Source organism: Curvibacter sp. APW13 (assembly GCF_032337135.1).
Taxonomy (GTDB): Bacteria; Pseudomonadota; Gammaproteobacteria; order Burkholderiales; family Burkholderiaceae_C; genus Allorhodoferax.
In genome coordinates, this window is sequence record NZ_JAVXZZ010000002.1 from 755180 (window position 1) to 775312 (window position 20133).

General features: G+C 62.9%; 21 protein-coding genes. 13 read left to right on the forward strand and 8 right to left on the reverse strand.

All coding sequences use genetic code 11. From position 1 onward, the window contains the following. Positions 1–17 precede the first annotated feature (17 nt). Genes RQP54_RS11755 through RQP54_RS11775 form a run of 5 tightly spaced genes read right to left on the reverse strand, consistent with a single transcriptional unit; the run spans position 18 to position 3469 of the window. On the reverse strand, positions 18–506 hold the full coding sequence (locus tag RQP54_RS11755; RefSeq protein ID WP_315678493.1) for an Lrp/AsnC family transcriptional regulator: 489 nt from the start codon (positions 504–506) through the stop codon (positions 18–20). Then, on the reverse strand, positions 503–952 hold the full coding sequence (locus tag RQP54_RS11760) for an Lrp/AsnC family transcriptional regulator (protein WP_315678494.1): 450 nt from the start codon (positions 950–952) through the stop codon (positions 503–505). The genes RQP54_RS11755 and RQP54_RS11760 overlap by 4 nt, the downstream gene beginning before the upstream one ends. Positions 953–957: 5 nt before the next feature. Continuing rightward, positions 958–1968 (reverse strand): Lrp/AsnC family transcriptional regulator, encoded by a 1011-nt coding sequence (locus RQP54_RS11765; protein WP_315678496.1) that lies wholly within the window; start codon positions 1966–1968, stop codon positions 958–960. Positions 1969–1970: 2 nt separating this feature from the next. After that, positions 1971–3185: a cytochrome D1 domain-containing protein gene (locus RQP54_RS11770; RefSeq protein ID WP_315678497.1), complete on the reverse strand. Its 1215-nt coding sequence runs from the start codon at positions 3183–3185 to the stop codon at positions 1971–1973. Then, complete coding sequence (locus tag RQP54_RS11775; RefSeq protein ID WP_315678498.1) at positions 3143–3469, reverse strand: cytochrome c; 327 nt, start codon at positions 3467–3469, stop codon at positions 3143–3145. Before RQP54_RS11775 ends, RQP54_RS11770 begins: the two co-directional genes overlap by 43 nt. Before the next feature lie 138 nt (positions 3470–3607). On the opposite strand from RQP54_RS11775, the gene cobA reads away from it, so the two are divergent. After that, entirely contained in the window at positions 3608–4438 is an 831-nt protein-coding gene (cobA, locus tag RQP54_RS11780; protein ID WP_315678499.1) for a uroporphyrinogen-III C-methyltransferase, read from the forward strand. Here cobA and RQP54_RS11785 read toward each other — a convergent pair. The 3 genes from RQP54_RS11785 to RQP54_RS11795 all read right to left on the reverse strand — a co-directional run bounded on the left by RQP54_RS11785 (position 4435) and on the right by RQP54_RS11795 (position 7628). After that, the gene (locus tag RQP54_RS11785) at positions 4435–5289 is read right to left on the reverse strand and encodes a fumarylacetoacetate hydrolase family protein (protein ID WP_315678501.1); all 855 of its coding nucleotides are present in this window, start codon (positions 5287–5289) and stop codon (positions 4435–4437) included. The two genes, cobA and RQP54_RS11785, sit on opposite strands and share 4 nt — an antisense overlap. 81 nt (positions 5290–5370) lie before the next feature. Further along, a complete protein-coding gene (upp, locus tag RQP54_RS11790) occupies positions 5371–6024 on the reverse strand; it encodes a uracil phosphoribosyltransferase (protein WP_315678502.1) in 654 nt (217 codons plus the stop codon). Positions 6025–6068: 44 nt separating this feature from the next. Next, positions 6069–7628: a helicase HerA-like domain-containing protein gene (locus RQP54_RS11795; RefSeq protein WP_315678503.1), complete on the reverse strand. Its 1560-nt coding sequence runs from the start codon at positions 7626–7628 to the stop codon at positions 6069–6071. A 73-nt stretch (positions 7629–7701) separates the two neighbouring features. Between RQP54_RS11795 and RQP54_RS11800 the strand changes: the two genes are divergently transcribed. The 12 genes from RQP54_RS11800 to RQP54_RS11855 are packed head-to-tail and all read left to right on the forward strand — an operon-like array spanning position 7702 to position 20131. Continuing rightward, positions 7702–8421: a YebC/PmpR family DNA-binding transcriptional regulator gene (locus RQP54_RS11800; protein WP_315678504.1), complete on the forward strand. Its 720-nt coding sequence runs from the start codon at positions 7702–7704 to the stop codon at positions 8419–8421. A 56-nt stretch (positions 8422–8477) separates the two neighbouring features. Beyond that, entirely contained in the window at positions 8478–9770 is a 1293-nt protein-coding gene (gene purD, locus RQP54_RS11805; protein ID WP_315678505.1) for a phosphoribosylamine--glycine ligase, read from the forward strand. After that, positions 9770–10396: a 1-acyl-sn-glycerol-3-phosphate acyltransferase gene (locus tag RQP54_RS11810; RefSeq protein ID WP_315678506.1), complete on the forward strand. Its 627-nt coding sequence runs from the start codon at positions 9770–9772 to the stop codon at positions 10394–10396. The genes purD and RQP54_RS11810 overlap by 1 nt, the downstream gene beginning before the upstream one ends. Further along, positions 10383–11303, forward strand: coding sequence for an oxygen-dependent coproporphyrinogen oxidase (hemF, locus tag RQP54_RS11815; protein WP_315678507.1), 921 nt, complete (start codon positions 10383–10385; stop codon positions 11301–11303). Before RQP54_RS11810 ends, hemF begins: the two co-directional genes overlap by 14 nt. Continuing rightward, the gene (gene nadD / locus RQP54_RS11820; protein ID WP_315678508.1) at positions 11300–11911 is read left to right on the forward strand and encodes a nicotinate-nucleotide adenylyltransferase; all 612 of its coding nucleotides are present in this window, start codon (positions 11300–11302) and stop codon (positions 11909–11911) included. Before hemF ends, nadD begins: the two co-directional genes overlap by 4 nt. After that, positions 11911–12639, forward strand: coding sequence for a ribosome silencing factor (gene rsfS, locus RQP54_RS11825; protein WP_315678509.1), 729 nt, complete (start codon positions 11911–11913; stop codon positions 12637–12639). Before nadD ends, rsfS begins: the two co-directional genes overlap by 1 nt. A gap of 12 nt (positions 12640–12651) precedes the next feature. Continuing rightward, on the forward strand, positions 12652–13119 hold the full coding sequence (rlmH, locus tag RQP54_RS11830; RefSeq protein WP_315678511.1) for a 23S rRNA (pseudouridine(1915)-N(3))-methyltransferase RlmH: 468 nt from the start codon (positions 12652–12654) through the stop codon (positions 13117–13119). 31 nt (positions 13120–13150) lie between these two features. Then, a complete protein-coding gene (locus RQP54_RS11835; protein WP_315678826.1) occupies positions 13151–13765 on the forward strand; it encodes a Maf family protein in 615 nt (204 codons plus the stop codon). After that, a complete protein-coding gene (gene rng / locus RQP54_RS11840) occupies positions 13747–15222 on the forward strand; it encodes a ribonuclease G (protein ID WP_315678512.1) in 1476 nt (491 codons plus the stop codon). Before RQP54_RS11835 ends, rng begins: the two co-directional genes overlap by 19 nt. 8 nt (positions 15223–15230) lie before the next feature. Further along, complete coding sequence (locus RQP54_RS11845; RefSeq protein ID WP_315678513.1) at positions 15231–17669, forward strand: glycosyltransferase; 2439 nt, start codon at positions 15231–15233, stop codon at positions 17667–17669. Positions 17670–17686: 17 nt separating this feature from the next. Further along, the gene (locus RQP54_RS11850; protein WP_315678516.1) at positions 17687–19183 is read left to right on the forward strand and encodes a hypothetical protein; all 1497 of its coding nucleotides are present in this window, start codon (positions 17687–17689) and stop codon (positions 19181–19183) included. 6 nt (positions 19184–19189) lie between these two features. After that, positions 19190–20131, forward strand: a complete 942-nt coding sequence (locus RQP54_RS11855) for a glycosyltransferase family 2 protein (protein ID WP_315678517.1) — start codon at positions 19190–19192, stop codon at positions 20129–20131. Positions 20132–20133 lie beyond the last annotated feature (2 nt).

Here is a 20133-nt window from a genome sequence, read left to right on the forward strand (position 1 = left end):
GAGGGTCTCCAGAAAATTCAATCACGCAGCCGCAAGCCTGTCTTCTTCAGGATGCGGGTGGAAAAAAGGATGTCGCGGGCGCGGCAGTGGCTGCCCAGCTGCGCGGCAATGTGCTCGGCTTCAAGCAGGACTTCTTCGCGGCTGCTGCCGTGCAGCATGGCAAACAGGTTGTAGGGCCAGTCGGGCAGGTGGCGCGGGCGGCGGTAGCAGTGGGTCACGGCAGGCAAAGCGCCCACCAGTTCGCCCAGGCGGTCGATGTGGGCGTCGTCCACGTCCCACACGCTCATGCCGTTGGCGGCGTAGCCAATGGCGTAGTGGTTGGGTACGGCGCCGATGCGGCGGATGACGCCGGTGTCGAGCAGGCCTTGCATGCGCGCGATGACGGTGGCCTCGGGCACGTTCAGTTGCGTAGCGAGCTGGGCGTAGGGGTGGGGCACCAGCGGCAGCCCGGCTTGGGTAGCGCGCACCAGCTGCTGGTCCAATTCAGTGAGTGGGTGACGGGTCATGCGCGCACCTGCAGTTTCATTTCCACGAAGTACTCGCGTTCCTTGGGGAACGGGTACACGGGCAGGCCCGTGGCGGCTTCGATGGCCTGCACGGCGGCGCCAATGCCTTCCGGGGTGGCCGTGGCCAGCACGAACCACATGTTGAGGCGGTGCTCGCGGCGGTAGTTGTGCGCCACTTCGGCAAAGGCGTTCACCTGGGCCGTGACTTCGTCGTACCGTTCTTCGGGCACTTGCATGGCGGCCAGCACAAAGGCGCCGCCCATGCGCTCCACCTGGTACATGGGGCCAAAGCGGGTGAGCACCCTGGCATCAAGCAGGGCCTGCAGGCGGGTCAGCAGGGTGGTCTCGTCAATGCCCAGTTGCGCAGCCACTTCGGCGTAGGGGGCGTGCGAGAGGGGGAAACCGCCCTGAAGGCTGTTGATGATGGCGGTGTCTAAGGTATCCATGGCTATCAGGCAGCGCAGGCGTATGCGCGGCGTTGGGGGGCAGTGCTGTAGCAGGCCCCTTGCTGCTTGAAGCGTTCACGCGAGAACAGCACGGCGTGGGGGTAGTCGTGCAGCGCGTAGGTGGCACGCAGTTCGGCTATCTGGCGCTCCACCTCGGCGCGCTCGCGGCCATGCACCATGCAGAACAGGTTGTAGCGCCAGCGGCCGTCCACACGGGGGCGGCGGTAGCACAGGGTGACTGCCGGGTGCTGGCCCAGGCGCTGGCCCAGTTCGGACACCATCGCGTCGGGAATGTCGTGCACCACCATGGCGTTGGCGGTAAAGCCCAGTTCGTGGTGGCGCAGCACCACGCCAAAGCGCTTGAGCGTGCCGTCTGCCAGCCAGTCGGCAATGCGCTGCAGTACGGATGTGGATGTGCTGCCTGCTTCCGCGGCCAAGGCTGCGTAGGGGCGTGGGCACAGGGGCAGGCCCGACTGCATGGCGGCAATGAGCGCGCGGTCCGCATCCGTCAGGGGCGATGCAGCCCGCAGCACGGGGGCGGTGCGGGCCTTGGCGGCACCGGCATGCAACGAGAACCCCAGGTCGATGTGGTACTGCTCCACCAGCGGCAGGCGCAGCACCGGTGCCTGGCATTCAGTCTCGATGGCGTCGAGCACGGCGTCCAGCCGCTCGTGCGTGGGCGCGGTGACCACGAACCAGAGGTTGTAGTCGTGCTCGCGCTCGTAGTTGTGGTTGACCTCGGCATGGGCGCTGACCCGTGCAGCGGCCTGGGCCAGCTCGTCCGGTGGAACGCTGATGGCCGCCAGCAGGCTGGTGCCCACCCGCTGGGGCGCAAAGACGGGGCCGATGCGCGAGAGGCGGCCTTGCGCCAGCCAGCCTTGGTAGCGTGCCAGTACATCGGCTTCGTCCAGCCCGTGTGCGGCGGCGATGGTCGCAAACGGCTGCTCGCACAGCGGAAAACCGTGCTGGTAGTCGCTCAGCAGCGCCAGAGTTATCGGGCAGTCCGGCAGTGCCATGCTCAGAACCCGATGCGCGCAGCGCGCGACGTGAAAAAGATGCCGGAGGGCGCATTGGCAGCCAACTCGCCAAGCACCTGTTTGGTGCGGGTGTTGTACAGCACCACCTTGTTGTCATCGCGGCAGCTGATCCACACGGCTTCGCCGCGCGGCGTGAATTCCATGTGCAGCACCACCTGGCCTGGCAGCAGGGTGTGGGTGACCTGCTGGGTCAGCGTATCGATGACCTGCACGTGGCTGTTGTCGGGATGGGCGAAGTTGACCCAGATCTCGCGCCCGTCAGGCCGCGCCATCACGAACACCGGCTGGCCGCGCACCGGGATACTGCCCACCTGCTGCCAGGTGCGGGTGTCCACCACCAGCACTTCGTGGTGGCCGATGGCGGGCAGGTAGAGCTTGCCGTCGGCCTGGGCCCAGCCGCGCAGGTGCGGCATCTTGTACACCGGCAGCGGCTCCTTACCGCGGCCATAGCCACCGAGCACGCGGCGCACACCCTTTTCGGGCTGCCACAGGTCCAGCATGGCCAAGCCGTCTTCCCCGAACAGGCCTGCCAGGTAGTAGCGGCCGTCGGGGGTGATGAGCCCGTCATACGGCTGCTTGCCCACATTCTGATAGCGCGTCACGATCGGTTGACGCGGGTTTGCGGACAGATCGGCCACCCAGATTTCCCCGGCCTCGAACAGCGCGAAGACAAAGCCCAAGCCCGGCGCGTCGGCCAGGCCGACGACCTTGGATGTTTGACCCGTATCGCCGTAACGCGCCGGTATGTCGGCCACCATCTCCAGCGTGGCGGCGTCGAACACGCGTACGCCGCCGGGCTCGTAGTTTTGCGCGGCGACAAAGCGGCCGTCCTGCGACACGGCGCCGCCGATAGAGTTGCCGGCCTGCATGACGCGTTTGTCCAGGCGCAGGGTGAGCAGGTCGACCTTGGAGAGGCCGCCATCGCGCCCGAACACGTAGGCATGGCGGCCGTCGCGCGAGAACACCACCGAGGCGTGCGACAGGTCGCCCAGCCCCTTGACGGTGCCCAGAATGGTGCGTGCACTGGTGTCCACCACTTGCACCTGGCCGATGGCGCGCTCGATGACGACACCGAGGTCGCCCGTGCCACGCAGCACGGGGGCAGCGGCTTGGGCTTGAGCCGGGAGCGAAGCCGCCCAGGCGGCGCCCAGGCCTAGTCCTGCGGAAATCCGGCTTGCAAACGTTCGACGATCCATTGGGCTTCCTGTTCTGTGAGCAGACCACGCCAGGGCGGCATGGCGGTGCCGGGGCGGCCATGCAGGATGGCCGCGACCAGCGATTCGGCCGGCTTGTCGGCCAGCGTGGCGGGGAGCAGGGGCGAGCCGAGCCCTCCCTTGAGCGTGAGGCCATGGCAGGAGCCGCAGTCCTGGCGTACCAGACGCACCAGACGCTTCGCATCGGCCGGACTGGGATCGGCCGCCTGGGCCACTGGCACGAGCATTGCTAGCGTGATGAGCAGGCAGAAATGGCGGTGCGGCACGGTGACGGGGACCTCGTTTGTTTGCGGTCGATTCTTCGCGGATTACTTTGTTTGCACCTTGACTCACATCAATTTTGAAAAGCCGGGCTGGACGCTACAGTCAGCCCGTCCTGCGGGATATACGAAAATAATCAAGACATGGTGAACCCCTTGAACGCAATGACTCCCGCCTCTGCGCTGCTGACTCCGGCCTTGCCCGCTTCCCAATGGGGCCAGGTGTGTCTGGTGGGTGCCGGCCCTGGTGACCCGGAGCTGCTCACCCTCAAGGCACACAAACGCCTGCAGCAGGCCGATGTGGTGGTGTACGACGCCCTGGTGGGTGCCGGGGTGCTGGACATGATTCCGGCGCACGTGGAGCGCATCTATGTCGGCAAGGAGTCTTCCAACCACACCTTGCCGCAGGACGACATCACCTTGCTGTTGGTGCAGCTGGCGCAGCGGGGCAAGAAGGTGGTGCGCCTCAAGGGTGGCGACCCCTTCGTGTTCGGGCGCGGCGGCGAAGAGCTGGCGACGATCACCGACGCAGGCATCGCGGCCGAGGTGGTGCCGGGCATCACGGCCGCCTTGGGCGCCAGTGCCTGCACCGGCATACCGCTGACGCACCGTGACCATGCGCAGAGTTGCGTGTTCGTGACCGGGCACCGCAAGGACGGTACCTATACGCTCGATTGGCCGGTGCTGGCGCGTCCGAACCAGACCGTGGTGATCTACATGGGGGTTGGCTCGCTCGATGGCATCGTGACCGAGCTGGTGGCCCATGGCCGCAGCCCAGACACTCCGGTGGCATTGGTGCGCCATGCCACCCACGCCAAGCAGCAGACGGTGGTGGGTCGGCTGGACAGCATCGCCGAACTGGCACGCACCCACGCCGTCAAGCCGCCAGCGCTGATCGTCATCGGTGAGGTGGTGTCGCTCTACCGTGCCGAGCAGGAAGCGGTGCTGCGCCAGGCCACCAAAAGCTGGGCTTAGGCCCCTACGACACGCTGGGTCTGCACGCCCAGGCCGTCGATTCCGAGGCGCATGGTCTGGTCTGGGCGCAGGAACACGGGTGGCTTGAAGCCCATGCCCACCCCAGGTGGCGTACCAGTCGCAATGACGTCGCCGCTTTCCAGGCGCATGAATCGGCTCAGGTAGCTGATGAGGAAGGGTATGCGGTAGACCATGGTGGCGGTGCTGCCGCTCTGCATGCGTTTTCCATCGACCTCCAGCCACATCGGCAGCTGGTGCGGGTCGGCAATTTCATCGGGGGTGACCAGCCAGGGACCGATGGGCCCGAAGGTGTCGCAGCCCTTGCCCTTGTCCCAGGTTCCGGCGCGTTCCAGCTGGTATTCGCGCTCGGAAATGTCGTTGACGACGCAGTAGCCGGCCACGTGCGCCATGGCCTTGGCTTCCTCGATGTAGCTGCCGCCCTGGCCAATGACCACGCCCAACTCCACCTCCCAGTCGGTTTTCTGCGAGCCGCGCGGCAGGCGCACATCGTCGTCCGGGCCGTTGATGCAGCTGGTCCACTTGCCGAAGACGATGGGTTCGGGCGGCACCTGCATGCCGGCTTCTAGAGCGTGGTCCGAGTAGTTCAGCCCGATGCAGATGAACTTGCCCACGCGCCCCACGCAAGGACCCAGGCGCAGGTCAGACTGGGCCTTGCCCGGTACCAGGGGCAGGGTGGCAGGGTCCAGTGCGCGCAGGCGCTCCAGGCTGGCTGGCAGCAGGGCAGTGGCGGCCACGTCGTCCACATGGTGCTGCAGGTCACGCACCCGGCCCTGGTCGTCGAGCAGTCCGGGTTTTTCCTGTCCGGGGGCGCCCCAGCGAACGAGTTTCATGGGTTGGGTTTCCTGTTGCTATGAAAAGAGAAGCTGCCTACGCAATATCCATGAGGGCTTGGGGCCAAAATGCCACCAAATTTACTGGGTACCGAAGATGCGGTCTCCGGCGTCGCCCAGGCCCGGCATGATGTAACCGTGGTCGTTGAGCTCGCGGTCGATGGCGGCGGTGAAGATCGGAACGTCCGGGTGTTCCTTGTACATGGTGTTGATGCCCTCGGGGCAGGTCAGCAGGCACAGGAACTTGATGGATTTGGGCTTGCAGGCCTTCAGGCGGGTCACGGCGGCGGCGGCCGAATTGCCGGTGGCCAGCATGGGGTCGACCACCACGATGTCGCGCTCTTCCATGTTCTTGGGCATCTTGAAGTAGTACTCCACGGCCTGCAGCGTCTGCGGGTCGCGGTACAGGCCGATGTGGCCTACGCGCGCACCGGGCACCACGTTCAGCACACCGTCCAGAATGCCGTTGCCGGCGCGCAGGATGCTGGCGAACACCAGCTTCTTGCCGTCGATGACCTTGGCCGTCATGGGCTCCAGCGGGGTGTCGATCTGCACGTCCTGCAAGGGCAGGTCGCGGCAGACTTCGTAGATCATGAGGCCGGCCAGTTCATTGAGCAGGCGGCGAAAGCTGCTGGTGCTGGCTTCCTTCTTGCGCATTAGGGTGAGCTTGTGCTGCACCAGGGGGTGGTCGATGAGGGTGACGTTGGCGCGGGCCTTCGGGTCGATGGCGATCATGGTCAGAGATTCCTTGTGGGGTTCGTGAACAGTAAAACGAGGTGTCAGCGGCGGCTTGAGCCCATCAGGCCGCCCAGCACGCCGCGGATGAGCTGGCGGCCGACTTCGCGGCCGATCTGGCTGGCAGCGCTCTTGATGAGCTGCTCGCCCACGCTGGCGCGGGTGCGGCGGGTGCCGCCCAGCAGCATGTCGCCCAGGCCGTCGAGCATGCCTCGCTCAGGCGCAGCAGCAGCGGCGCCCGCATGTTCGCCTACTTGCCCTGTGGACGTGGGGCCTTGTTGGGGGGCTGTCTGCGCCTGGCGTGCCACGGTGCGGCCCTTGAGGGCTTCGAACGCCGATTCGCGGTCCACGGCCTTTTCGTAGACCCCGGCGACGATGGAGGTGTCGATGAGCTCCTTGCGCTGGGCAGGGCTGATGGGGCCGATCTGGCTCGACGGGGGCAGCACGTAGACCCGCTCGGTCAGGGCAGGGCGGCCTTTCTCATCCAGCAGGCTCACCAGCGCCTCGCCCACGCCGAGCTCTGTGATCGCCGTGGCCACGTCCAGCCCCGGATTGGCCCGCATGGTCTCGGCCGCGGCCTTTACGGCTTTCTGGTCGCGCGGGGTGAAGGCGCGCAGTGCGTGCTGCACCCGGTTGCCCAGCTGGGCCAGCACCGAGTCGGGAATGTCCAGCGGGTTCTGCGTGACGAAGAACACGCCCACCCCCTTGGAGCGCACCAGGCGCACCACCAGCTCGATGCGCTCGATGAGTGCCTTGGGCGCGTCGGCGAACAGCAGGTGGGCCTCGTCGAAGAAGAACACCAGTTTGGGCTTGTCCAGATCGCCGACCTCGGGCAGGGATTCGAACAGCTCGGACAGCATCCACAGCAGGAAGGTGGCGTACAGGCGCGGTGACTGCATCAGCTTGTCGGCGGCCAGGATGTTGACCACGCCTTTTCCCGAACCATCGGTCTGCATGAAGTCGGCAATGTTGAGCATGGGCTCGCCGAAAAAGCGGTCACCGCCTTGCTCCTCGATCTGCATCAAGCCGCGCTGGATGGCGCCAATGCTGGCCGCGCTGATGTTGCCGTATTCGGTGGTGTAGGTGGCGGCGTTGTCGCCCACGTGCTGGCACATCGCGCGCAGGTCCTTCATGTCCAGCAGCAGCAGGCCGTCGTCGTCGGCAATCTTGAAGACCAACTGCAGTACACCGGCCTGGGTCTCGTTGAGGTTGAGCATGCGGGCCAGCAGCAAGGGGCCCAGGTCGCTCACCGTGGCACGCACCGGATGGCCCTGCTTGCCAAAAACGTCCCACAGGGTGGTGGGAAATGCGGCGAAATCGGGCGTGTCCAGCCCACGCTCGGCCAGCACCTTGGCCATTTTTTCACCCAATGCGCCCTTCTGGGAAATGCCGGTCAGATCGCCCTTGACGTCGGCCATGAAGACCGGAACACCGAGGCTGGAAAAACCTTCAGCCAGGGTCTGCAGGGTAATGGTCTTGCCGGTGCCAGTGGCGCCGGTGATCAGACCGTGGCGGTTGGCCTTGTCCGGACGCAGGTGGCAGCGGATATCGGTGGAGCCTGGGTGGCGTGCCAGGAGAATGCCGTTGTCTTCGATGGTGGCCATGGTGCGGGCGAGTCTCAGGGTGTCAAAAAGTACAATGGGGGCATAGCGTAACGAATTTTCAAGAGGGATTTCCGTGGCAGGACATAGCAAGTGGGCCAATATTCAGCACCGCAAGGGGCGCCAGGACGAAAAGCGCGGCAAGATCTGGACCCGCATCGTCCGTGAGATCACCGTGGCGGCCCGCCAGGGCGCCGGTGACCCGGCCATGAACCCGCGCCTGCGCCTGGCCATTGAAAAAGCCAAGGCCGCCAACATGCCCGCCGACCGCGTGAAGTACAACGTGGACAAGGCCACCGGCTCACTGGATGGCATCAATTACGAGGAAATCCGCTACGAAGGCTACGGCATCGGCGGTGCGGCCATCATCGTCGACACCATGACCGACAACCGCGTGCGCACCGTGGCCGAGGTGCGCCATGCCTTCAGCAAGCACGGTGGCAACATGGGCACCGAAGGTTCGGTCGCATTCCAGTTCAAGCACTGCGGCCAGTTCATCTTCGCGCCCGGCACCAGCGAGGACAAAGTGATGGAAGTCGCCCTGGAAGCCGGTGCCGAGGACGTGATCACCTACGACGACGGTGCCATCGAGGTGCTGACGGCTTACTCCGATTTCGAAGCGGTGAAGAATGCGCTGGAAGCCGCTGGTCTGCAGGCCGAGGTGGCCACCGTGACCATGCGTCCGGAAAACACCATCGAACTCGAGGGTGAGGACGCTGCCCGCATGCAAAAGCTGTTGGACGTGCTCGAAGACCTGGACGACGTGCAGGACGTGTACCACAACGCGGCCCTGTGAACCCCGATTTCCCCTGTGAAGCTGCGCCCATCGGGGCGCCTGATTGAGAAACAACAATGAATATTCTGGTAGTTGGTGGTGGTGGGCGTGAACATGCCCTGGCGTGGAAACTGGCACAGTCGCCCAAGGTGCAGATGGTGTATGTGGCGCCGGGTAACGGCGGCACGGCGCTCGACTCGCGCCTGAAGAACCTGCCCATTACCGACGTGGTGCAGCTGCGCCAGTGGGCCCAGGACAACAAGATCGCCCTGACGGTGGTTGGCCCCGAAGTGCCGCTGGCCGCCGGTGTGGTGGACGAGTTCCGAGCCCATGGCCTGCGCATCTTCGGCCCGACCAAGGCCGCTGCCCAGCTGGAAAGCTCCAAGGCGTTTTCCAAGGCTTTCATGCGCCGCCATGGCATTCCCACCGCCGAATACGCCACCTTCTCTGACCCGGTGGCGGCCCATGCCTACGTGGACAAATTCGGCGCCCCCATCGTGGTCAAGGCCGACGGGCTGGCCGCGGGCAAGGGCGTGGTGGTAGCGATGACGGCAGCAGAAGCCCACGAAGCCATTGATTTCATGCTGGTGGACAACACGTTGGGTGTGACCCACAACGACGGCGGTGCGCGCGTCGTCATCGAAGAGTTCCTGCAAGGCGAAGAGGCCAGCTTCATCGTGATGGTGGATGGCAAGAACGTGCTGCCGCTGGCCACCAGCCAGGACCACAAACGCCTGCTCGACGGCGACCAAGGCCCCAATACCGGCGGCATGGGTGCCTACTCGCCCGCGCCCGTGGTTACGCCCGATGTGCACGCCCGCGCCATGCGCGAGGTGATCCTGCCCACCATCAAGGGCATGGAAAAGGACGGCATTCCTTACACCGGCTTCCTGTACGCGGGCCTGATGATCGACGCCCAGGGCCGACCCAAGACCCTGGAGTTCAACTGCCGCATGGGCGACCCGGAAACCCAGCCGATCATGATGCGCCTGAAGAGCGACCTGGTGGACGTGCTGATGGCGGCCACCGAACCCGGGCCGCATGGCAAGCTCGATACGGTGGAACTCCAGTGGGACCGCCGCACGGCGCTCGGAGTGGTGCTTGCGGCTGAAGGCTACCCCATGCAACCGCGCAAGGGCGATGCCATTACCAACGTGCCTGCTGACACGGAAGATGCCACCGTGTTCCATGCCGGCACCGCCTTGCAGGGCGAGCAGCTGGTGACCAGTGGCGGACGCGTGATGTGCGTGACCACGCTGGCCGACAGCGTGCGCCAGGCCCAGCAGCGTGCCTACGAAGTGGCCCAGACGGTGCAGTTTGCCGGCAAGCAGTTCCGCACCGACATCGGCTACCGCGCCATCAAGGCCTGATGGCGCCTGCGGAGATGGTGCCACTGCGCGGTAGCCCGCTGGCACGCTGGTTTCTTTCCCTGTGGGGGTGGCGGGTGGTGTTCCATGGGCTGCCGTACCGACAGGGCGTGGTCATCATCTACCCGCACACATCGAACTGGGATTTCGTGATTCTGGTGCTGGCCAAGTGGGCGGTAGGTCTACCGGCCACCTTCTGGGGCAAGGACACCTTGTTCCGCATACCCCTGTTCGGCCGCTGGATGCGCTGGATCGGCGGCAAGCCGGTGATCCGCAACGCACCGCAGGGTGTGGTGGGGCAGGCTGTTGACGCCCTGAAAGCCGCCAAGGAGCAGGGTGCAGTGCTCTGGTGGGCCCTGTCGCCCGAAGGAACACGCCGGTTGACACCGGGGTGGCGCAGCGGTTTCTACCAAGCCGCGTTGGGGGCAGAGGTGCCCGTGGGCCTGGTCCGCGTCGATTTCGCCCGCAAGGAGGTGCGCGTGGTCGATTTTGTGCACCTTACGGGAGATCGGGAGGCCGACATGGCCAGGATTCGCGCAGGTTTTGACGGCGTGGTGGCCTATCGCCCTGCATGGATGAGCCCCATCGTATTGAACAAGCAAGGACAACAGCAGCATGGACAACAATGAATTTTCCCAGGGTGTAAGCCAGTGGCTGCAAGGGCTGCAGGGGCGCATCACCGACGCCATCGCTGCCGTGGACGGCAACGCCTTCCTGGCGGATGCATGGGAAAAGCCGGCCGGCGAGGCCTTGCAGGGGCGGGGGCTGACCAAGATTCTGGAGGGCGGGGCGGTGTTCGAGCGCGCCGGATGCGGCTTTTCGCATGTGCGCGGCCCCAAGTTGCCGCCCAGCGCCACCCAGCACCGCCCGGAATTGGCCGGGGCTTCGTTCGAGGCCATGGGCGTGTCGCTGGTGTTTCACCCGCGCAACCCCTACGTGCCTACCGTGCACATGAACGTGCGCATGATCGCGGCCGATGCCCCGGGTGGCGGCCAGGTGTGCTGGTTTGGCGGTGGCATGGACCTCACGCCGTATTACGGCTTCCGGCAAGACGCGGTGCATTTCCACCGCACCTGCCACGATGCCGTGGCACGCTTCGGCGCGGACAAGTACCCGCGTTTCAAGAAGTGGTGCGACGAGTACTTCTTTCTGAAGCACCGCAACGAAGCCCGCGGCGTGGGTGGCATCTTCTTCGATGACTTTTCCGAGCTGGGGCAGGAGCAGGGCTTTGCCATGGTGCAGTCGGTGGGGGACGCCTTTCTGGATGCCTACCTGCCCATCGTGGAGCGGCGCAAGGATACGCCCTATGGCGAGCGTGAGCGTGAGTTCCAGTTGTACCGCCGTGGCCGCTATGTGGAGTTCAACCTGGTGTGGGACCGCGGCACGCATTTCGGGTTGCAGTCGGGCGGGCGCACAGAGTCCATCCTGCTCTCCATGCCGCCCCATGCCACCTGGGCCTACCAGAAGACACCCGAACCGGGCTCTGCGGAGGCCGCGTTGTATACCGATTTCCTGCCGCAGCAGGATTGGCTGTGACCTCCCTGGGCACGACCGGGCTGCGGCGCATCGGGGTCTTTGGCGGTGCCTTCGATCCGCCCCATGCTGGCCATCTGCGTCTGGCCGCGACGGCGCTTGACACCCTGAAGCTGGACGAGTTGCGCGTGATTCCCACCGGACAGGCTTGGCACAAGGAGCGTGCGCTATCTGCCCCGGAACATCGGCTGGCAATGGCGCAATTGGCGTTCTCGTCGCTGCCAAAAGTTTGTGTGGATGCCCGCGAACTGCGGCGCAGCGGACCGAGTTACACCGTGGAGACCTTGCGGGAGCTCCATGCCGAGCAGCCGGGAGCCACGTTCTTCCTGATTCTGGGGCAGGACCAATGGAGCCGGTTTGGAACCTGGCGCCAAGCGGATGAGGTGGCGCGACTTGCTATAATTTGCGTAGCTGTTCGCGCAGAACTTACGGGGAACGAGGGCCAAATCGGCCTGATGAATCCCCCTCCGATGGCATTGCCCATGTCCGCCCTGGACGTCAGCTCCACCGAAATCCGGCGTGCCGCTGCCTTGGGGCAGCCTCTGGACGGGCTGGTCACAGCCCGCATTGCGCGCTATATTGAACAACATCACCTTTACCGAAACGCCTGATGACCACTACCACTACCGAAAAACGGGATGTCCAGAAACTGCAACGTGCCATCGTCGATGGTCTGGAGGATGTCAAGGCGCAGGAAATCAAGGTGTTCGACACCGCCCACCTGTCCCCCCTGTTTGAACGTGTGGTGATCGCCTCGGGTACATCGAACCGCCAGACCAAGGCCTTGTCGGCCAGCGTGATCGACGCGGTGCGCGAGGCGGGTTTCCCCAAGCCGCGTGTGGAAGGTGAGGCCAATGGTGAATGGATCATCGTGGACTGCGGGCAGGCCGTGGTGCACATCATGCAGCCCAATTTCCGTACCTACTACCAGCTTGAAGAGCTGTGGGGTGAAAAACCCGTGCGCCTGAAGCTTGGGGCTGAGAAACCTGCGGCACCGTCCAAGCTTGCTCCCAAGGCGGCCGCCAAGAAGGCCGCGGACAAGGAGCAGCCGGTGAACCTGCGCCGCTCCAGCGCCGCCAAGAAGGGGGTGGCCGAGGCTTTCCCTTCCAAGGCGCAGTTGAAGAAGCAGGAAGCTGCGGCCAAACCAGCGGCCAAGAAAGCTGCCACCAAGACCGCATCCCCAGCAGCCAAGCGCGTTGCGGCCAAGACTGCAGCGCCCAAGCCAGTGAAGACCGTGGTGGTCGGCGCGCCGGCCAAGAAAACGGCAGCGAAAAAGGTTGCGGCCAAGCCTGCAGCCCGCAAACCTGCTGCCAAGAAAGCACCTGCACGCAAAGCCTAAGGAGCCGACCCGGTGCGGCTCATCATCGTGGCCGTGGGTCAGCGCGTGCCCGATTGGGCCCAGACCGCGTGGGATGACTACGCCAAGCGCTTTCCCCACGAGATCAAGGTCGAACTCAAGGCGGTAAAGACCGAGCCGCGTGGCTCCAAGACGCTGGAGACCCTGTATGCGGCCGAACGTGCCCGCATAGAAGCGGCCATTCCCAAGGGCGCCCGGGTGGTAGCACTGGACGAGCGGGGCACCAGCCTGCGCACGACGGCACTGGCCCAGCGCCTGAAGGACTGGCAACTCGGCGGATGCGATGTGGCGCTGGTGATCGGCGGGCCCGATGGCTTGGATCCAGCATTTCGGGAAGCAGCCCATGAGCGCATCCGCTTGTCCGACCTCACACTCCCGCATGCCATGGTGCGTGTGCTGCTGATCGAGCAGTTGTACCGTGCCTGGTCGGTCAATGCCAACCACCCCTACCACCGCGAGTGACATGACATCTGATTCGGCTTCTGGGCATGCCATGCCTGACTTCATCTACCTCGCGTCGCAAAGCCCTCGCCGGCGCGAACTGCTGACGCAGATCGGCGTCAATCACCAGTTGCTCCTGCCCGAGCCCGGCGAAGATGCCGAAGCGCTGGAAGAGGTGCAGTCGGGCGAGGCGCCGAATGCCTATGTGCAGCGCGTGACTGCTCTCAAATTGGAAGCGGCCTGCGCCCGTTTGGCGAGGGCTGGAGGCCAAAATGCACCTATTCTTTGTGCCGATACGACGGTGGCGCTGGACGACGTCATTCTGGGCAAACCGGCCGATGCCGAAGACGCCTGTGCCATGCTGGAGAGATTGAGCGGGCGCACGCACCGGGTCTACACTGCCATCGCAGTGGCCTGGGGCGGGCGCACGGTGGCCGCCTTGAGCGAATCGCAGGTGACATTTGCCATGATGACAGAGGCAGAAATCAGCGACTACGTAGCCAGCGGTGAGCCCATGGGCAAGGCGGGCAGCTACGGCGTGCAGGGCCTGGCGGCGGCGTATATTACGAAGATCAGCGGCTCGTATTCGGGCATCATGGGGCTTCCCCTTTTTGAAACCGCGCAGGCTTTGCGCAGCCTGGGTTTTGCATGCAACAAGACATTCTGATCAACTGGTCCCCGCAGGAGACACGTGTGGCCGTCGTCGAGCACGGCGCCGTGCAGGAACTGCATGTGGAGCGCACGCTGGAGCGGGGTCTGGTGGGTAATGTGTATCTGGGCAAGGTGGCCCGTGTACTGCCAGGGATGCAGTCGGCCTTCATCGACATTGGCCTGGAGCGGGCGGCTTTCCTGCATGTGGCCGATGTCTGGCATCCCCCTGCCGCTGGAGAATCGCTGAGCGAGTCGCGGGCGAATCAGGTGCAGATCCCCATCGAGCGCCAGGTGTTCGAAGGCCAAGCGCTCATGGTGCAGGTCATCAAGGATCCCATCGGTACCAAGGGTGCGCGCCTGTCCACCCAGATCAGCATTGCAGGGCGACTGCTGGTGTTCCTGCCACAGGACGATCACATCGGGATTTCGCAGAAGATTCCCGCAGAGCAGCGCGAAGAGCTGCGCCAGCGCATGGCGAAACTGGCAGGCGAGGAGGGCGGTGGTTTCATCCTGCGCACCAATGGCGAAGATGCCAGTGACGAGGAACTGTCCGAAGACATCGGCTACCTGCGCAAGGCCTGGGCCCGCATCAAGGCCGCCAGCACCCGTCTTCCCGCCGGGAGCCTGTTGCACCAGGACCTGAGCCTGATGCAGCGGGTGCTGCGCGACATGGTCAGCGACCAGACGCAGTCGATTCGTGTGGATTCGCGCGAACAGTTCGCTGCGCTGCAGGAATTCGGTCAGGAGTTCATGCCTGCGGCCGCGCAGAAACTGCAGCACTACAAGGGTGAGCGGCCCATCTTCGACCTTTATGCCATTGACGAAGAAATCGCCAAGGCGCTCGGGCGCCGGGTGGATTTGAAGTCCGGTGGCTACCTGATCGTGGACCAGACCGAGGCCTTGACCACGGTGGACGTGAACACTGGCGGCTACGTCGGTGCCCGCAATTTCGACGACACCATCTTCAAGACCAACCTGGAAGCGGCGCAGGCCATCGCGCGCCAGCTGCGCCTGCGCAACCTGGGTGGCATCATCATCGTCGACTTCATCGACATGGCCCGTGCCGATCACCGCGATGCGGTGCTGGCGGAGTTCCGCAAGCAGTTGGCCCGTGACCGTGTGAAGACCATGGCAGGCGGCTTTTCGCAACTGGGCTTGGTGGAGATGACCCGCAAGCGCACGCGCGAATCGCTGGCCCACATGCTGTGTGAGCCGTGTCCGAGCTGCCAGGGCAAGGGAATTGTGAAGACCGCGCGTAGCGTGGCCTACGACATCCTGCGCGAGATCCTGCGCGAAGCGCGCCAGTTCAACCCGCGTGAATTCCGCGTGGTGGCCTCACCCAAGGTCATCGAACTGCTGCTCGATGAGGAAAGCCAGCATCTCGCGGGTCTGTCCGAATTCATCGGCAAGCCCGTGTCGCTGCAAAGCGAGGCGGGCATGGGGCAGGAACAGTACGACATCGTGCTGTTGTAGGAGTGGGCGTGACTGACAGACTGCGTATTGCGGTGCTGAGCCGCAACTTTTCATCGACCGGTGGCGGGGCTGAACGCTATTCCATCGCTTTGGTCGAGCAGTTGGCTGCGCGTCATGACGTGCATGTGTTTGCACAAACGATCAACCACAACGTTCCGGGGGTCAGCTACCACACCATCCCCATGCCGTTGGCACGTCCGCGCTGGATCAACCAGCTGTATTTCGCGTGGAAATCCTGGCGCTTGACGCGCACGGGCTTCGACGTGGTGCACTCCCACGAAAACACGTGGCACGGCAATGTGCAGACGGTGCATGTACTGCCGGTTAAGCACACCCTGTTCGCCGGTCGGCATGGCCTTTCGCTGGCTTTGCGATGGCTCAAGGTGGTGACAAGCCCGCGCCTGTTGGCATATCTCTGGTTGGAGCACCGGAGGTATTCATGGGCTCTGAAGAAACGCATTGTGTGCGCCTCGGCTTCGCTGAAGGAAGTGGTCGAGCAAGCATTTCCTGCATCGAAGTCCATGCTTGAAGTCGTAGCGCCCGGTGCTGCGGCTGCTCCTGGCAGGGCCCGCGCGGAGGAACGTCTGGCGGCGCGCGAACGTTTAAGGTTGCCGCAGAGCGCGGACCTGCTTCTTTTTGTCGGCAACGACATGGTCAAGAAGGGCTTGCCCACACTGATAGAAGCCATGGCACTTCTGCCCGCATCGGTGCACCTTGCCGTGGTGGGGCAGGGCGACCATACCGCAGCAATGACAGTGAACGCACAGGACTTGGGCGAGCGCGTGCATTTCCTGGGGGCCTTGCACGATGTCACCTCTGCTTACCACGCCGCTGATGTACTGGTGCATCCCACCCTGGAAGATTCCTATGGGATGGTGGTGCTGGAGGCGATGGCGCATGGCTTGCCGGTCGTGGTAAGCGATGCGGCATGGTGCGGTATCGCGAAGGACTTGAAGGACGGCGAGACCGCCATCGTGCTGTCGAATCCGAAGGATGCAGCGTTGCTGGCCCGTCAGGTGTCGGTGCTTTTGGGTGACAAGACCTTGGCAGGCAGACTTTCCGAACGAGCGTTGTCCTTTGCACGAACCCACACCTGGGAACAGTCGGCCGGAGCTTACCAAGCAATGTTCGGAAGAATTGCCAAACGTTACAGGCAACGTTGGCTGGTGCTCGCCCATGCGTTCAACATGGATGGGCGGGCAGCAAGCCAGACCATTACCGACAAGCTCCCGCATTTGGACGCCGCTGGAATTGAATTGGTGGTACTCAGCGGCGTTTCGGGGCGCAAGGACACCCAGTATGAACACCACCAATTGTGGCCTGCGGGTCCTGCGGGAGTCCGCTTTGAACTCCGGCATGTGTTGAGAAAGCGGCTTTCGAATCCGGTGCTGTACCGACTGGTTATGGTTCTGCTGGCCTTGCCCCTGTTGCCGTTCATGTTTCTGGAGAAGCTGCGGTGGCGCGTTGAAAGCTCCTGGTCCTGGTGGTTGAGTGCCTACTGGGCAGGAAGGTTTCTGGCGCGAAGCCGGAAATTCGACATCATCTACTCCACTGGCGGCGCTTTTGCGGCGCACGTTGCGGGCAGGGCCTTGAAACGGGCGTTGGGCGTACGTTGGTTGGCGGAAGTGCATGACCCGCTCGTCATGCCTGGACGCGAGCCTCATTCGCCCCAGGAACGCATGCAGGCCGAGGTGGAGCGAATGATTTGCACGGAAGCGGACGTTGCCATCTGGTTTACCGAGCAAGCGCTCGCGAGTGCAAAGCGCCGCCACCCACAACTCGGCGAGCGCGGCAAGATGATGCTGCCAGGCATCGACAATCCGTTCAAAGAGCTGCCGCCTTATGTTCCCGGCCCCAAGATGATCATCGGGCATTTCGGCTCGCTTTCCGATACCCGCAACCTCACGCCGATCATTGGTGCGCTGGAACTGCTCGTGCAGCAAAAGCCGGAGGTCCGGAGCCTTATTGAGTTGCAGGTCACCGGAGGTCCGTTGGATGCAGTGTCAGCTGATTACCTGACCCATTCGCCTGTGCGGGACATGGTTCTTCATCTCGGTCGTATCGAAGCCGACCACGTGACTGGCCTTTCTGGACGGGAGCAGATTCTACGTAGGATGCGTAGTACGGACGTTTTGTTGCTATTGCACGGGACCGAACCGATATGTGCCGAATACATACCATCTAAGATGTACGAGTATCTTTGGATGCAGCGGCCGATATTGGCCACCGTCAATGGGAATCCGCAAATGGCGCGGATGCTTCGTGAGCAAGGTCAAATGGTTGTCGAGTCTGAACAGGTAGGGGGACCTGCGTCAGCAAGCGATATTGCAACGGCGCTTGTATTGAGTCTCGATCAATGGATTGCTGCTGGACTGAAGGACAGAGACGCTGGAATTCCCTTTACAACCAAGTCTGCAGTTTCTCTTTTGTTAGGGTGGGTTCAGTAGTGAATAGAAATAGCTACATGAGTTGGATCTCAAGCACGTGGGGGAAGTGCGATGCCGCTTTGGACAAGGTCGGTGTGCATCTCGTTCTGCTATGTGGAACACTGGCTTTGATGCTATTGCTTGCGCCGCACTGGGGCATGTGGCTATCGAATTCAGACGATCCTTGGATTACCCGGCAAAGCCTGTCCGAAGTGTTCCAGACAGCCTCGGCACAAGGGCGCTTCTGGCTGATCCCCATTAATTTGATGGCGCAATTGCCTTATAAAGCGGGGAGTTGGGAGCTGGCCAACCTCATCAAGATCTTAGTCAACGGGGCTACGGTGGCGGCTTTTGTGGTCTTTTGCAGCAAGGCAACGGACCTCAAGACCGGTTTGCTGGTGGGTTGTGTGTGGCTCGCTTTCATTGATGTAAGTCCGGGCTACTACAGCCCATTTCACGGCTTTTTGCTGATGTTCAATCTGCAGTTTGCGGTGATGTTTCTTAGTTTTGCCTGGTTTTTGCACAAGCAGGCGCAGGGCGATGGGCGGGTAGTGCTAGGCCCCTATTTGCTGTTTGCGTTCTCCTTGCTGGCCTATGAACCCATGCTGTTCTACGCGGGTGTTTTCCCGGCCCTGGCTTGGATGCGGCAGGACGCTGAACGCCGTAGCTTGCGCGCTCTGCCCGATTTTGTACTGACCTGGATGCGGCAGAATTTTGTACTCGTGCTGGTGGTCTTGGGCTATATCGTGGTCTATTACGTCTACCGGCATTTCCAGCCCGCACCTGGTCGGTCTATTGACTTTGACGGCGCTTGGTCGGCCATCCTGAAGACCATTTATCGCTTCTCGGTTTATGGCTTCCATCTGGAAACTGCCGCCACCAAGAGCTATGTGGCGGGGTATACCTTGTTGAGCGACCTGCAGTGGGCTGTAGCCTACGGCCTATTGCTGGCGGGCTGCTTCGCAGTGCTGATGCCCCGCGTGCATTTCTTTGAGACCTTGGCCGCACCGCAGCGCTACGGGGTTTTGCTGCTCATCGCTTTCTATATCTTTGCCCCCAATGTGTTGCATGGTTTTGTGGAGAGTTACCGGCAGTGGGCGGCGGATGATCCACATTACGTTGGCAACTACATGAGCTCCTTCGCTTTGGCCTTGTTGTTGGCGGTTTTGCTGATTCTGCTGGCGGGAAGTGCGCGTGCCCGGCGTGAGCCGGCCCTCTATGTGCTGTGCACTTTTCTGGTGTTCAGCTCGGCGGTGGATAATCACCTGCGCTGGCGGCAGTTGTCGTCCGTCAACCGGGCCGATGCCATGCTGTGGCAAAAGGCCATTGCAGATCTACGGCGCGGTGCCATTGCGGCGTCTGATAAGCCGGTGCTGATCTGTGGCAAGCACTCGCCTGAGAAGGTGTCAGGCGATGATCGGTACTGGTCCGATTCGCTTTCTGAGCAGTTGGGACGCCGTGTGCAATTCCGGTCGAAGAATCTGCAGTCGTTGGCGTGCGATGTAACGATCGAATTCAATGATTACCGTTTTTAACCACCGATGAAAAAGCTCCTCTCCATTGTCGTACCCTTCTTCAATGAGGAAGAGGGCATCGAGGCGTTTCATGCGTCCCTCTCTGCGGTGATGGATGGCTTGCCGACCGTGGCTTTTGAAGTGATCTGCGTGGATGACGGCAGCAAGGACCGCACATTGCAAGGCCTGATTGGATTGCGGCAGCGTGATGCTCGGTTTGTGGTGGTCGAGCTGTCGCGCAATTTTGGCAAGGAAGCGGCGCTTACCGCAGGCATTGACGCGGCTAAGGGTGATGCGGTCATCCCTATGGATGCAGATTTGCAAGACCCCCCGTCCCTGATTGCCCCAATGATAGAAGCGTGGCAGTCTGGCTTTGAGGTCGTGCTGGCGAAGCGGGTGGACCGCAGGTCTGATTCCTTCCTTAAACGCAAGACCGCAGAGCTGTTCTACCGGGTGCATAACGGGCTATCGACCGTCAAAATTCCCGCGAATGTGGGCGATTTTCGCTTGATGGACCGCAGCGTGGTGGATGCCTTGCGTTCCCTGCCGGAGCAACAACGCTTCATGAAGGGGCTATTTGCCTGGGTGGGTTACCGAACAACCACGGTGGAGTACGCACGCAGTGAACGTGCTGCCGGGCAGACCAAGTTTTCCGGATGGAAGCTGTGGAACCTTGCGCTGGAAGGGATAACCGGGTTTAGCATTGCACCCCTGAAGATTTGGACTTATTTGGGGGGATTGGGTGCGGTGCTCAGCCTGCTCTACGCCTTGTTCATCGTCATTCGCACGGTGGTGCAGGGTGTGGATTTGCCTGGCTACGCTTCGCTGATGGTGGCCATTATTTTTTTTGGCAGCGTGCAGCTGATCGGTATTGGCATGTTGGGTGAGTACATCGGCCGCATCTACATTGAGTCCAAGCGCAGACCCGTCTACCTGGTACGCAAGCAATACGGCGGTCGGTCGGAGTAGTT

Bases quoted from the DNA above. Each gene is read 5' to 3' on its own strand.
- hemF (WP_315678507.1), top strand. From the start codon at position 10,383: ATGGACAACAATGAATTTTCCCAGGGTGTAAGCCAGTGGCTGCAAGGG.
- RQP54_RS11765 (WP_315678496.1), bottom strand. From the start codon at position 1,968: ATGGCACTGCCGGACTGCCCGATAACTCTGGCGCTGCTGAGCGACTAC.
- RQP54_RS11850 (WP_315678516.1), top strand. From the start codon at position 17,687: ATGAGTTGGATCTCAAGCACGTGGGGGAAGTGCGATGCCGCTTTGGAC.
- RQP54_RS11810 (WP_315678506.1), top strand. From the start codon at position 9,770: ATGGCGCCTGCGGAGATGGTGCCACTGCGCGGTAGCCCGCTGGCACGC.
- RQP54_RS11755 (WP_315678493.1), bottom strand. From the start codon at position 506: ATGACCCGTCACCCACTCACTGAATTGGACCAGCAGCTGGTGCGCGCT.
- RQP54_RS11835 (WP_315678826.1), top strand. From the start codon at position 13,151: ATGCCTGACTTCATCTACCTCGCGTCGCAAAGCCCTCGCCGGCGCGAA.
- purD (WP_315678505.1), top strand. From the start codon at position 8,478: ATGAATATTCTGGTAGTTGGTGGTGGTGGGCGTGAACATGCCCTGGCG.
- RQP54_RS11760 (WP_315678494.1), bottom strand. From the start codon at position 952: ATGGATACCTTAGACACCGCCATCATCAACAGCCTTCAGGGCGGTTTC.
- rsfS (WP_315678509.1), top strand. From the start codon at position 11,911: ATGACCACTACCACTACCGAAAAACGGGATGTCCAGAAACTGCAACGT.
- RQP54_RS11770 (WP_315678497.1), bottom strand. From the start codon at position 3,185: ATGGATCGTCGAACGTTTGCAAGCCGGATTTCCGCAGGACTAGGCCTG.
- RQP54_RS11795 (WP_315678503.1), bottom strand. From the start codon at position 7,628: ATGGCCACCATCGAAGACAACGGCATTCTCCTGGCACGCCACCCAGGC.
- rng (WP_315678512.1), top strand. From the start codon at position 13,747: ATGCAACAAGACATTCTGATCAACTGGTCCCCGCAGGAGACACGTGTG.
- RQP54_RS11785 (WP_315678501.1), bottom strand. From the start codon at position 5,289: ATGAAACTCGTTCGCTGGGGCGCCCCCGGACAGGAAAAACCCGGACTG.
- RQP54_RS11855 (WP_315678517.1), top strand. From the start codon at position 19,190: ATGAAAAAGCTCCTCTCCATTGTCGTACCCTTCTTCAATGAGGAAGAG.
- cobA (WP_315678499.1), top strand. From the start codon at position 3,608: ATGGTGAACCCCTTGAACGCAATGACTCCCGCCTCTGCGCTGCTGACT.
- upp (WP_315678502.1), bottom strand. From the start codon at position 6,024: ATGATCGCCATCGACCCGAAGGCCCGCGCCAACGTCACCCTCATCGAC.